Source organism: Pedobacter sp. MC2016-14, assembly GCF_020991475.1.
Lineage (GTDB): Bacteria > Bacteroidota > Bacteroidia > Sphingobacteriales > Sphingobacteriaceae > Pedobacter.
The window spans coordinates 383,292-396,237 of sequence record NZ_JAJMPA010000003.1 but is presented as its reverse complement, the minus strand read 5'-3'; the positions used below and the strand labels follow the sequence as shown (position 1 = coordinate 396,237).

Here is a 12,946-nt window from a genome sequence, read left to right as displayed (position 1 = left end):
TTGCACCACTCCAAACAGAAAGCGTTTGTAGTAAAGTTCAGAAGAACTTTGATTCCGTAGCTCAGCTGGTAGAGCATTACACTTTTAATGTAGTGGTCCTGGGTTCGAATCCCAGCGGGATCACTTAAGGAGACACTAGATAATGGTTGTCTCCTTTTTTTATGCCAATAAAAATCTGTGACCCAACCTATTACAGAATAGCCATTTATAGTTCGATATTTTGAAAACATTTTTAGTGTGTCGAATGAGATTCTTTTAAAAAGCCTCGCTCCCGGCCTATTTAAGAGCTTTTTCTGAAGTTCGATTTCTCTTTAAGGATTCCCACATTTTTTTCTTCCTTGTTTTTTGAGAGATTCTTTGATACAAGATACAGAAACTCTAATATAATAACAGCTTCCTCATCATCCACCTGAATGCCGTTCTTTGCTAATATCGCAATTGCCCGTTTATCTGAAATTTTCTTGTCGGTATAATTCATACTAGTCATTTTTTATATGTCGTTTGGTTGATAATATTTTTGATAACCCCCTATGTAATCGTAAGGTAATATGCTGAACTTCATAAAACAATGCTTTGCTGATTAGTGGATCATGAATGCCTTTAACCAAATATTGTTCATCAGCGTTGAGACGCACTTGAATAAGCCCGCAATAGGCAGGATTACGAACAAGTCTAAAAAAATGTGACTTTGAACATTTCAGTCCTTTATCATGGGCCGTCTTTCGGACCACCTCTATCTTATTGAGGTTCTTAGCAAGCTGATCGAAGACCCATTTGATGATACTTGCCTCAGGTTGCTTTTGCACGATGATTTTTTTTCCATCCAATGTCGTTAAATTAATGAAGCCTATAGGTGCCTTGCTAGGATACCTGCCCATCTGTTTTGCCCTGCGAATTCCGTTTGCTGTGTTCAAGGCTCTTCTGCTGTTTTCGGCTTCTGGCACCGATAGGTAAACTGCAAGGATTACGGTACTTTCCGGTACTGAAAAGTCTATTGGCTGATCAATAGCCATTGCCGTAGTTCTATATCTTCGTAACATTCCGATCATCTCGTAAGCGTATTCAATATTCCGGCTGAATCGATCCCATTTAATGAAAAGTATATTCTTGTCTTCTTTTGATCGGTTTTTAATTGTCAAAACCAGTTTTTTCCATTCGGGACGATTGAAATTTTTGGCGGAAAAGTCTTCACGAAAAATTCCTTTAATCTCTATGTTGTTATACCGACAGTATTTTATTAGCCGATCTTCCTGTTCAGGCAAAGAGTATCCCCTCTTTTTTTGTTCGTCCGTACTGACACGGACATATAGATAAGCTGCTTTCATTTGAATGATGTATTTGTTTAATTTCAAGATTAGTTTTTCTTACGAATTTTTCAGCATTTGGTAATCGGTAAAAATCATATTTTCCCAATCATCAAATTTGTAGTTATTAGAAGCTTTCCAAGCAGGATTTGATATTGAATACAGCTCTCGATAGTTTATCACTATATTTGTCAATATTTGACAAGTTTAACAGAGGAAATCCTATGAGTTTTGGAACTAAAATCAGGGAGCTAAGAGAGGCGAAAAAATTGTTGCAAAGAGAATTAGCAGCAAAACTGGATATAGATACACCCATGTTCAGTAAGATCGAACGAGGAGAAAGACAAGCCAAGAGAGAACAGGTACTGTTATTAGCTGAATTATTGGGATCCTCTCAGGAAGATTTTTTGTCTGTTTGGCTAGCAGATAAGTTGTATGAAGTTCTGAAAGATGAGCCTACAGCAGAAATTGCATTAGACCTTACCAAATATGAATTAAGTAAAAGAAACAAATAATAAATGACTGTGGAACAACTAAAAGCATTGGAAGATCGTCTATGGGAAGCTGCGGATAAACTCAGAGTAGATAGCGGGCTCAAAGCAAGCGAGTATGCTACGCCTATTTTGGGTTTGATTTTCTTACGATTTGCATCTATAAGATATAACAAAGTAAAACCGCTGATTACTGCTGAGCTTGAAGCCCAGAAAAATAGCAGAATGCAGCGGGAACCACATGAAATAGCGATTGAGAAATGTGGATTCTATCTACCACCGGAAGCAGAATACGATTACTTATTAACGCTTCCTGAAAAGGAAAATATTGCCAAGGCTATTAAGGTAGCCATGGAAAAAATTGAACTATACAAACCTGAATTACAAGATAGTCTACCAAAAGATGAATATTTTAAACTCATCAAACCGGATGACAATAGTTTGCCTAAAACACTATTAAAAATATTTGCAGACATTCCGGAGGATGTAACCGGTGATGTCTTCGGGAAGGTGTATGAATATTTTCTTAGCGAATTTGCATTGGCAGAAGGACAAGGTGGTGGAGAATTCTTCACGCCTACCAGTGTCGTAAAGCTGATGGTGGAAATAATCGAACCGTATAAAGGTACCATATTTGATCCTGCGTGTGGCAGTGCCGGTATGTTCGTACAAAGTTCACAGTTTATAGACCGCAGAAGAGAAGAATTGCATGATACGGACACGAAAGACCTGATGGTATACGGCGCAGAGCGTACACCGGAAACGGTAAAATTAGCCCGGATGAACCTTGCAGTAAATGGCCTTAGAGGCGAGATAAAACCTGCCAATAGCTATTATGAAGATCCCTATGACAGCTATGGTCGTTTTGATTATGTGATGGCAAATCCTCCCTTTAATGTAGATGATGTCAACCTGGACAGGGTAAAAGGACAAAAGCGATTTAATGAATACGGAATACCGCAAAATAAAACTAAAAAGACAGGCAAAAAGAAGGATGATCCCAATACAGTACCTAACGGAAATTATTTATGGATCAACCTGTTTGCCACTTCCCTGAAACCACAGGGGCGTGCAGCACTGGTTATGGCTAACTCTGCCAGTGATGCTCGTAATAGCGAAGCGGACATTCGTAAAAATCTGATTAAAAGTGGAGTGATCGATTGTATGCTCACACTGCCCAAAAACATGTTCTATACCGTTACCTTACCGGCGACACTTTGGTTCTTTGATAAGCGTAAAGAAGATAGCGAACCTAAAGTTTTATTTATTGATGCCCGTAATATCTTCCGTCAGGTAACCCGTGCATTAAGAGAGTTTACAGAAGAGCAGATACAGAACATTGCTACGATTATGCGGCTCTATCGTGGTGAAACTCATCGTTTGGAAGAACTTATAACACAATATCAAAACAAAGCAAAAGATTATAAAAAACAAGCAGCAAAACAGGCTTCAAGAGTAGAGCAAATAGAACAAGCTGAACCTGAAAATGCCAAAGAAATAAAACGCTGGGAAAAGCAGTTGGAAGAAGCAAGAAACCGGCATAAAATGCTATTGGATAAAGAACAATATTATTATAACCAAATTCAATGGTTACAGGAGCGTTTCCCTAATGGAATATATGAAGATGTAACTGGGCTTTGTAAAGCGGCTACGTTAGCTGAGATAGAAGAACAGGACTGGAGCTTAAACACTGGTCGCTATGTAGGTATAATAATAGAAGAGGATGGATTGACAGAGGAAGAATTTAAGTCTGAAATGAAATCACGTTTAAGATGTCTTAATGATTTAAATTCAACATCACATAAATTAGAAAGTGCAATCAATAACGATTTAAATGATTTAATGACATGATCATTTTCTACGAAAAATATTTTAATGAATGCATAAAACTCAACAGAGGGTTTGATTTGCCGAATAATAAAATCAAGGAAGGCAAATATCCTATCGTTGCTAGTACAAATATTAAAGCTTACCACGAAATATTTAAAATAAAAGGCCCTGGTGTGGTTACTGGTCGCTCTGGGAGCTTAGGCATTGTTCAATATATTGCAGATGATTTTTGGCCTCTCAATACTAGTCTTTATGTAAAAGACTTTAAAGGTAATAACCCAAAGTATATATATTACCTTCTTCAAACTATGAATCTTGAAAATTTCAATTCAGGTGCAGGTGTGCCTACATTAAATCAAAATCATCTACATAGTCAAAAAATAAAAATACCTAACCTTTCTCTGCAACAACGAATTGCCTCAATACTATCTGGCTATGATAACTTTATAGCATTGAATAATCAACGTATAAAGTTACTAAATGAAATAACCCAAGAACTCTACAATGAATGGTTTGTACGAATGCGTTTTCCCAATTATAAAAATACAAAATTCGCAAAAGGTATTCCGGAAGATGTTGGGGAAATCAAATATTTCAAAGATTTTGTAAAACTAAATCGTGGGTTTGATTTACCAGAAGATAAAATTCAGCAAGGTACATATCCTGTAATTGCTTCTACTAGTATCAAAGCTTATCATAACGAGTTTAAAGTCAAAGCTCCTATTATAACGACAGGTCGATCGGGGAGCTTAGGTAAGGTTCTGTATGTAAATAGTAATGGCTGGCCATTAAATACATCATTGTATGTTAAAGATTTCAAAGGCAACGAACCTTTATATGTTTTTTATACACTCAAACAACTAGATCTTGAATCTTTTAACTCTGGTGCTGGTGTACCATCATTAAATCAAAACCACCTTCATAAAATTAAATTATGGGTAGCTGATATTAAGCTTCAGGAAAAATTTAAAAAATTAGTTGAACCTATATTTCAACAGATTGAAATTCTTGAACAGCAAAAAGATGAACTTCAAAAAATCAGAGACCGCCTTTTACCCAGATTGATCAGTGGCAAACTGAAGGTAAAACCACATAATGAGTTTAACAAAACTGAAAGCACCGAATCACATCAAGTAAATGATACGATAGAAAGATCAACGGAAGATACAAAAGTAAAAAGCAATCCTTTCTTTCAGCGCAGGGTATTGGCAGCCCATATTATCGACCATCTGAAAGATGAGCCGACATTCGGTCATGTAAAATTAATGAAGCTAATGTATTTGTGTGAGCACTTAGTGGAGATAGAAACAGCAAGTCATTACCATAGAGATGCGGCAGGTCCTTATGACAACCGTATGATCCGATCCATTGACAGCCAACTCAAAAAAGCGCAATGGTTTGAATGTAAGAAAACAGACAACAAATACCAATATACTACACTGCCTAAGAAAGAGGAGTATAAAAACTGGTTCACTAAGTATTATATTGATAAGGAAGCAGGCATAGAAAACTTATTGCTTTTATTTGGTAAAGAAAAAACCGAAAAAGCAGAAATGGTGGCCACGCTATATGAGGCTTGGCGTGACTTGAAAGCCAAAAAACAACTGCCCACTGATCAGGCTATTATCTATGAGGTCCTGAATAACTGGCATGAAAGCAAACAACGCATATCTGAAGAACGCTGGTTTAAATGCCTGCAATGGATGAAAGAGAAAAATTGGATCACCTAAACCTGAAATATGGATTATAAAACTACAATAGGAGATATTTTCAGCCCAAGGAGAAATCATTTTGCTGTACCGAATTATCAGCGGGCATATTCATGGGATGTCGGATCAGAGGAAGACAAACAAGTCCCGCAGTTTTTAAAGGATCTGCAGGAGCATCCCGCTAATGTGGCGCAGTATCATTTGGGTCATCTCCTTTTCGAACAAGATAATATCAATACCCATAAATATTGGATTATCGATGGGCAGCAAAGAATGACTACAGCTATTATTTTCTTAAGCTGTATCTATAAAAAATTAAAAAGAATACCTGAATATAATAAGGAAGCAGAGAATTTATATAATGAATACCTGCAAAATACGGACGAACAGCAAAAATTTGAGACGGTAGCATACGATAACAATTTTTTCTTTAACCTGATTGTAGAAAACCGGGAAGATAAAATTGACACCCGATCAAGACGACGCATTAAAGAAGCTTATGATTATCTGGGTAAAAAAATTCAAAAGGCAGAAATTAGGGATGTGTTGCATTGGAAATCACTTATAGAAAATGCGAAGATCACCACAGATAAGGTGGAAGGTAAAGCAGAGGCAACGCAGATATTCACTTTTCAGAATGACCGGGGGAAAGACCTGACCAATCTCGAAAAGTTAAAAGCATTTTTAATGCTTCAGATTTTTCTTGCCTGTAAACATACGGACATAAAACCTGATCAAGCCATTGGTTTTGTTGAAAAGGAGTTTGAAGCCATTTACAAAGCAGTCGAAAAAAATGAAATCGCGGATGAAGATCAGGTGCTTAACTACCATACGACCGCTTTTTTACCACAGGCAAATACAGCTATAGAACAGGTGAAAAATGCGTTATCTAAAGTACCTATTGGAGAGCAATCTAAATGGATTAGAACATTTGTAGTAGACTTGAAGCGCTCTTTTGAATATGTAATTACTATACAAGAAAAGCGAAATACATACAGCTCTATTGCGGATGTACTATTTCTTGATCAGCCCAATAGCTTTCCATTACTTATCAAGCTGTACCATTTTCACGAAAATTCCGACGAACTGGAATCTGTAATAAGATTAATGGAAATAATACTTTTCAGACTCAAATATACTTCAGGAAACTATTATACAAATTATCTTCCTCAGATTGCGTATGGATATACAGGACATAACCTTTCTCAACTAAAGGGACAATTACTCTATCATGCAAGGTTTGGTTTTAAAAACTACTGGAACTTTGAGCGGGATTTTCATGCCTACCTGGATGGTGATCATCACTATTTCGGGCTGACCAGATATCTTTTATGGAAATATGAAAATAACCTGCGGGATGGTATAAGAGAACACTATATGCTGTTTCCTGAATTCAATAATTTGTACGGAAAAACCAAACTGGAAAATACACTCGATCATTGGGCGCCACAAAACCCCTGTGATAAGGAATATGAAGAAGAGTTTCGTGAAAAATATCTGCATAACATTGGAAATATGGTATTGGCTACGAGAGGTAGAAATGCCAGTGACAGCAATGCATCTCCAGAAGAAAGATTAACTATTTCCACACTCATCTCCCGCCAACAAATGGAATCACAGAAGACAAATTGGGGAAAAGCGCAAATAAAAACACGTCAGCAAGAAATCGTTGGATTCGCGAAGGATTATTGGAATCCGGAAAACTATACAGACTAAAAATATGAATTATTAACAACATCATTCATGCATAACTTCATTTCGGAAGATCAGATAGAAAAAGCAATTATCGAGGTATTTGTCAATAACCTCGGATATCGCCATATTAACTGTCATCATACGGACATAACTGGTCGTACGGATGAAAAAGATGTTGTTATAAAACCGTTACTGCGGGCAAAACTGACCGAGTTAAACCCCCAATTGCCTCCGTCAGTAGTAGACCAGGCCTTTGAAGAGCTGTGCCGTACGCGTTTTGATCAGTCCGAATTGTCCGCTAACAGAGAACTTTATGGGTTAATTAAAAATGGGGTTCCTTTAGAAATAGAGAATAAAGAAGGAAAGAAAGAACCTGTAACAGTCAGAGTCATTTCTTTTGACGAACAAAATGTAGATAAAAATGATTACCTGGTCGTGTCTCAGCTCTGGGTACAAGGACCTTATATCCGCCGCAGGCCTGACTTAATAGTATATATTAATGGGCTTCCGATTATATTCATTGAGCTCAAGAACAGTAATATTGCCTTACGCAATGCCTATGATGATAACCTGATTAATTATCGTAAAGATATACCATTGCTTTTTCATTACAATGCAATTTGTATGATCAGCAATGGTCTGGAAACCAAAGTGGGGAGTTTCAATGCAGGATTTGAGCATTTCTTTAACTGGCTGCGTCCGGAGAACGAAAAGGAATTTCCAGATAAGCAACGTATCCAACAATATGGTGTCAGTCTCGATTACGCAGTATTAGGATTATGTGAAAAAAATCGTTTATTGGATTATCTGGAGCATTTCATCATGTATTACAATGACCAAGTAAAAATTGCGGCAAAAAACCATCAGTTTTTAGGAGTGAACAATGCAGTTGACCACTTCTCTCTCCGGTTACAACACGATGCGGCAGGAACGGATAGTGCAAATAAAGGAAAACTCGGGGTCTTTTGGCACACGCAGGGAAGCGGTAAGAGTTTCAGTATGATCTTCTTTACCCAAAAGGTATTTCGCAAGTTCACGGGTAATTTTACTTTTCTTATCGTAACAGATCGCGATGATCTGGACAGTCAGATATATAGGAATTTTTTAGGAGCAGGTGCCTTTACAAAAAATGTAAAATGCAGACCGAAAAACAGTGAAGACCTGAGGGAAATGTTAGGCACCAATACCCGTTATATTTTTACTCTCATTCAAAAATTCAGGTATCCCAAAGGCCAGGTTTATCCTGTATTGTCAACCAGAAACGATATTGTCGTGATTGTTGATGAAGCTCACCGTACGCAATATAAAGATCTGGCGGAGAATATGCGTACGGGATTACCCAATGCTCAATATATTGCCTTCACAGGAACGCCACTTTTGGGCAGTAAACAATTGACTCAGGATTGGTTTGGTAAAACCATCTCAGAATATAATTTCAAGCAAAGTATCGAAGATGAAGCGACTGTCCCGCTATTTTATCATAAACGGGTACCTGAAGTATTGCTACAAAATGATGATATCGACGAAGATTTGGCAGAAATTGTAAGCGATGAAAACCTTACCGATGAACAGCAGGTAAAGCTGGAACAGGAGTTTTCCCGTGAGATGGAGGTCATCAAACGTGATGATCGATTGGAAACCATCGCCCGGGATATCGTATACCATTTCCCCAGACGGGGCTATTTGGGAAAAGGTATGGTCATCACCATTGATAAATTTACCGCAGTCAGGATGTATGATAAGGTAAAACGGCTCTGGGAGGAAGAAAAACGAAAATTACAAAGACAAATCAATGAAACAAAAAACCTGGAAGAAAAAGAAGATAGCAAGCGTATATTAGATTGGATGCGCAAAACCGATATGGCTGTGGTGGTTAGTGAAGAAGCCGGAGAAGAAGAGAAGTTTCTCAAACAGGGGCTCCACATCAAATCGCACAGGGAACGTATGGTGACACCCGATGAAAACGGTCAGGAATTGGAGGATAAATTTAAGGAACCTAAAGATCCACTCCAACTGGTATTCGTATGCAGTATGTGGCTAACGGGTTTTGATGCCCCGACGGTCTCGACTCTTTATCTGGACAAACCGATGAAAGACCATACCTTGATGCAGACCATTGCCCGGGCCAACAGGGTTACCGATCATCTGATTTTTAATAAACCCAAAAAGAATGGGTTGATTGTAGATTATTACAATGTATTCAGAAACCTGAAAAAAGCCTTTGCTTCGTATGGAGGAGGAAAAATAGACGCCACCGATGCAAGTACGGAAGAGCTTCCGGTAAGGGAAAAAGATCAATTGTACGTATTACTGCGTGATGCTATCAGCCAATGTGAGCAATGGTGTAAGGAACGAGGTATAGATCTCCATAAAATTGAAACATCCGATATCTTATTTAGTAAACTGAGCTTGTTTGATGAATATACCGATATTATTTTATCAAATGAAGAAGATAAAAAGCAGTTTGTAGTCTACGACAATACCATCGATGCATTATATGAAGCCTGCAAACCTGAAATATTAGGCAGACGTAAAGAGTTTCCTCTGGCAGTAATTATTCATTACCTAAGATCGGTTATGGACGGACGTGCCGACAGGGGGAATCTTGATAGCGCCAAACGAAGAATAAGTCAATTATTAGACGAAAGTATTATTGCTCAGGATGAGCCTATTAATGCCGATACGGCTAATATACTGGAAGATTCCCCTTATTATATTAAAGCCTGGAAGCAAATAGATTTAAGCAAACTGAATATAGAAAAATTAAGAGAAGAGTACCAGCAAGCCCCTTATAAACATATTGAAATTGCAGATTTAAGGTCGTTTATTGCCGACAAATTACAGCAAATGATAGGAAGAAATACGACCCGCATCAGCTTTGCTCAAAAACTGCAGGAAATCATTGACCGTTACAATTCAGGTAATTCCAGTAATGAAAACTACTTTGACGATTTAATGGACTTCGTTCAGCAAATGAAAGAGGAAGAAATGCGAGCAGCAAGAGAAGGAATGACAGATGCGGAACTTGAATTGTTCGATCTTCTGAAAAAAGACAATCTGACTAAAGAGGAGGAACAAAGAGTAAAGTTAGCCGCAAAAAATTTATTACATAAATTAAAAGAAGAAAAACCAACAGTTTTGATTACTGATTGGTATAAAGACAATCAAACCCGCTTTCAGGTGCTTGGAGCAATTAAACGTGTGCTAAATGATACATTGCCAGATAGCTATGACCGCGCTATTTACAGTACGAAATGCGATGTTGTTTTTGATCATTTTTTAACAATGGCCCAGCGAGGGATTGCTTCTTAAAAACGATCTCCAGCTATTTGTACATTTAATCTTTCACAAACAACTTAGTGGGCATTTTGTATGCCAAATCTTCCCGTACAATCCCATCCTCTATTGGCCTGAAAATAGCACATGGTTCATCATTTTCGTCAGTGAATTCATCCGTAAATAGAACACCTGTAGCATGTTTATCCGATTTAACGTTTGGAAACACAACTTTAACGCGGTCACCGGCTCTCCAAGTTCCATCCTGAGCAAAAGTGTACGAATGCTTAGTATTATCTTTAACAGCCGCCTGCTGTTTGAGTTCTTCAATGTCCTTAACATAGATGCCCTTTTCCAATTCCTGGTTAGTTTTAAAAAAAGGATCGATAATGGGCTGGATACCATCGGCAAAGAAGCTGTTTAAATACAGATCCAATTCTTTATCACTTTCAATAATTTTTAAGGCACAATTACCAATTTGATATCCGGCATCATTCCAGTTGCCATGCATATTGTCAAATGAAGTGGGATCAGATATCAGAGGAATACAATCTCCTAATGTTATAAAATCGCCTGAATCCGGATATACAAGTATTCCTAATGGAGTATAATCATTTTCTATTGAGTGATCTATAGAACCAAGTTGATGGCTATACTGTTCTTTTTCATGATGTAAAATTCTCAAAAATCGTTCTCTCTCCAAAAGACTGCTTTCAAGAAGAGATAACGGACCGAATACTTTACGCTTACTTGTGTAACCTAACGGGTCTCCTTGCTTCTCGGCATCTTCTATAGATCCTTTAAAATCAGATACTTCCTGATCGATTTCACCCGCTGTAAACCGATGAATTTCTTTTCCTATACGTACGTAATGTGAACTCCCATCTTCCAGAATCATTTTAATACAGTAATTCCCATTATTGAAATTATGTTGTCTGTTCCAACTTAGTACAGGTATTCTACCATTAATTTCAATCTTTTTTGCACCGCTTAAAAACACTTGTCCTTTTTCCAGTAGTTCTATCCATTTTTTATGATCAAAGCTGACTAAATTTGATTTATTGATGTTTTCAAAAACTGATTTTCCGAGAATTCGGTCTGCAGGCCTCCGACATCCAGTATGTACATTTCCAACATTTGCATTTAATCCTAGTTCATCTATTTCAACCATGAAACTATCATTATTGGTAATCATAGTATTGCAATGAAGACACCTCATAGGTTCTTGGTTTGCGTCCAGCATATCTTGTATAATTCCCTGCTGATAAAAGGCAACCTCAGTATCCTCAACTGTATCGATTTCATCAACAGCAGGAAATACATAAGGCTTTCGATCCCCATATAAATGTTTATTTTCGTCCCAAAAACGATGGAATCCTTCCCACGTAGCAAAACGGGCCTGTAAAGTTAATGAGAAGTCTGGATCATCTTTTGCCGGCATTTTTGCCTTATTACCTTGGTAAGTGATTTTTTGCTTGCCGTTATCATCAAATCTAAAACATTCGCAAACCAGTAATTTATCAGGATCATCAAAAAAATCCACTAGTAAAATTTCTTTTCCGGCAGAAAGAGTTGATTTTCGTCTATATACCGATCGCATTTCCTGACGAAGACATTCAGTTTGGGGATCTCCATTGGTCTGTTCTATTTTGGTTACAACCCAGTCATCATTTAGTATTAAAACCATCTGTCCATCATTATGTCCTATGTTATCTATATAGGCACCTTTGGGCTGTTGTCGAGCATAATGTGCTGTCAATAGAGAAACATAACGTATAATTTCAAGTGTTGAAATAAACTTATTTGCATTTTCATTCAAAAACTTTAGGACATACTTTGCAAACGGACTGCTCTGTCCTACTGGACCATCGGATACAGTTTCTTCACCTCCTGAAGCTAACATCCATCTGGAAACTTTGCTGTCTAAAGACACGTATCGCTCTGAAAGTGCTGTACCTCTTGTTCGGCTTAGAAAAGTTCCGGAGAAACACGCATCTGCTATCAAGAAAATATGTTTAGCCAGTATATTTTCAATAAAATCCTTGATTTCTGAATTTGGGATATAATCAGCAACATTTTTTCTTGCTCCAAATGGAACCCAATAACCCTTCATGGTAAGAGGATGCATAAAGCCATGCCCACCATAATAAATGATTAAATTGTCATCTTCAGTGAGCATTCCTATAGCATTTGTAAAAGCTAATAGGATATTTTCTTTGGTTGCCTCTTCATTGTAAAGCGGTTCTTGTATCAATTCAAAAAAATATTTTGAAGTCAATACTTCAACAATGGCTTTTGTATCACTCACAGCATTATTGAGCTTATCCCAATCTCCAAGATAATTATCAATGCCTATAGCTAAAAGATAATTTGTACGTTTTTCCATCTAATTCAATGATTAATATCCGGTCACGATAAAGGTAATAAATTTAAAGAACTAACTTTTTTTTATGTATTAGATTGAATTATCTATAAGATCGTTTGAACGGAGCGGATTGTGGTCTATCAATTTTTCCTTTAACAATATCTTTTTCACATGGACTATCTCTCAATTGGTTCAATCGTCTCAAATCTTCCAGTAAAAGGTTCGAGTTTTGTACCAAGGGGTTCACAGAAAAAGCTTCAGAGAAATCTGGGGCTT

8 protein-coding genes and 1 tRNA gene are annotated in these 12,946 nt (G+C 37.4%); 6 read left to right on the top strand and 3 right to left on the bottom strand.

The genetic code is table 11. The features are described from left to right. Nucleotides 1–50: 50 nt before the first annotated feature. Nucleotides 51–123: transfer RNA gene (locus tag LPB86_RS17130), tRNA-Lys, on the top strand. Between the two features lie 157 nt (nucleotides 124–280). Here LPB86_RS17130 and LPB86_RS17125 read toward each other — a convergent pair. Continuing rightward, nucleotides 281–478: a hypothetical protein gene (locus LPB86_RS17125; protein ID WP_230646186.1), complete on the bottom strand. Its 198-nt coding sequence runs from the start codon at nucleotides 476–478 to the stop codon at nucleotides 281–283. Nucleotide 479: 1 nt separating this feature from the next. Further along, on the bottom strand, nucleotides 480–1,325 hold the full coding sequence (locus LPB86_RS17120) for a recombinase family protein (RefSeq protein ID WP_230646184.1): 846 nt from the start codon (nucleotides 1,323–1,325) through the stop codon (nucleotides 480–482). 203 nt (nucleotides 1,326–1,528) lie between these two features. Here LPB86_RS17120 and LPB86_RS17115 point away from each other — a divergent pair, with 203 nt between their 5' ends. Genes LPB86_RS17115 through LPB86_RS17095 form a run of 5 tightly spaced genes read left to right on the top strand, consistent with a single transcriptional unit; the run spans nucleotide 1,529 to nucleotide 10,341 of the window. Next, nucleotides 1,529–1,819: a helix-turn-helix domain-containing protein gene (locus tag LPB86_RS17115; RefSeq protein ID WP_230646182.1), complete on the top strand. Its 291-nt coding sequence runs from the start codon at nucleotides 1,529–1,531 to the stop codon at nucleotides 1,817–1,819. A 3-nt stretch (nucleotides 1,820–1,822) separates the two neighbouring features. Continuing rightward, the gene (locus tag LPB86_RS17110) at nucleotides 1,823–3,646 is read left to right on the top strand and encodes a class I SAM-dependent DNA methyltransferase (RefSeq protein WP_230646180.1); all 1,824 of its coding nucleotides are present in this window, start codon (nucleotides 1,823–1,825) and stop codon (nucleotides 3,644–3,646) included. Continuing rightward, nucleotides 3,643–5,355, top strand: a complete 1,713-nt coding sequence (locus tag LPB86_RS17105) for a restriction endonuclease subunit S (protein WP_230646176.1) — start codon at nucleotides 3,643–3,645, stop codon at nucleotides 5,353–5,355. Before LPB86_RS17110 ends, LPB86_RS17105 begins: the two co-directional genes overlap by 4 nt. Before the next feature lie 9 nt (nucleotides 5,356–5,364). Further along, nucleotides 5,365–7,050: a DUF262 domain-containing protein gene (locus LPB86_RS17100; protein ID WP_230646172.1), complete on the top strand. Its 1,686-nt coding sequence runs from the start codon at nucleotides 5,365–5,367 to the stop codon at nucleotides 7,048–7,050. A gap of 27 nt (nucleotides 7,051–7,077) precedes the next feature. Beyond that, complete coding sequence (locus LPB86_RS17095; protein WP_230646170.1) at nucleotides 7,078–10,341, top strand: type I restriction endonuclease subunit R; 3,264 nt, start codon at nucleotides 7,078–7,080, stop codon at nucleotides 10,339–10,341. A 25-nt stretch (nucleotides 10,342–10,366) separates the two neighbouring features. Here the strand turns inward: LPB86_RS17095 and LPB86_RS17090 are convergent, their stop codons facing one another. Then, a complete protein-coding gene (locus LPB86_RS17090) occupies nucleotides 10,367–12,691 on the bottom strand; it encodes a caspase family protein (protein WP_230646168.1) in 2,325 nt (774 codons plus the stop codon). Nucleotides 12,692–12,946 lie beyond the last annotated feature (255 nt).

Bases quoted from the DNA above. Each gene is read 5' to 3' on its own strand.
- LPB86_RS17125 (WP_230646186.1), bottom strand. From the start codon at position 478: ATGAATTATACCGACAAGAAAATTTCAGATAAACGGGCAATTGCGATA.
- LPB86_RS17120 (WP_230646184.1), bottom strand. From the start codon at position 1,325: ATGAAAGCAGCTTATCTATATGTCCGTGTCAGTACGGACGAACAAAAA.
- LPB86_RS17115 (WP_230646182.1), top strand. From the start codon at position 1,529: ATGAGTTTTGGAACTAAAATCAGGGAGCTAAGAGAGGCGAAAAAATTG.
- LPB86_RS17110 (WP_230646180.1), top strand. From the start codon at position 1,823: ATGACTGTGGAACAACTAAAAGCATTGGAAGATCGTCTATGGGAAGCT.
- LPB86_RS17105 (WP_230646176.1), top strand. From the start codon at position 3,643: ATGATCATTTTCTACGAAAAATATTTTAATGAATGCATAAAACTCAAC.
- LPB86_RS17100 (WP_230646172.1), top strand. From the start codon at position 5,365: ATGGATTATAAAACTACAATAGGAGATATTTTCAGCCCAAGGAGAAAT.
- LPB86_RS17095 (WP_230646170.1), top strand. From the start codon at position 7,078: ATGCATAACTTCATTTCGGAAGATCAGATAGAAAAAGCAATTATCGAG.
- LPB86_RS17090 (WP_230646168.1), bottom strand. From the start codon at position 12,691: ATGGAAAAACGTACAAATTATCTTTTAGCTATAGGCATTGATAATTAT.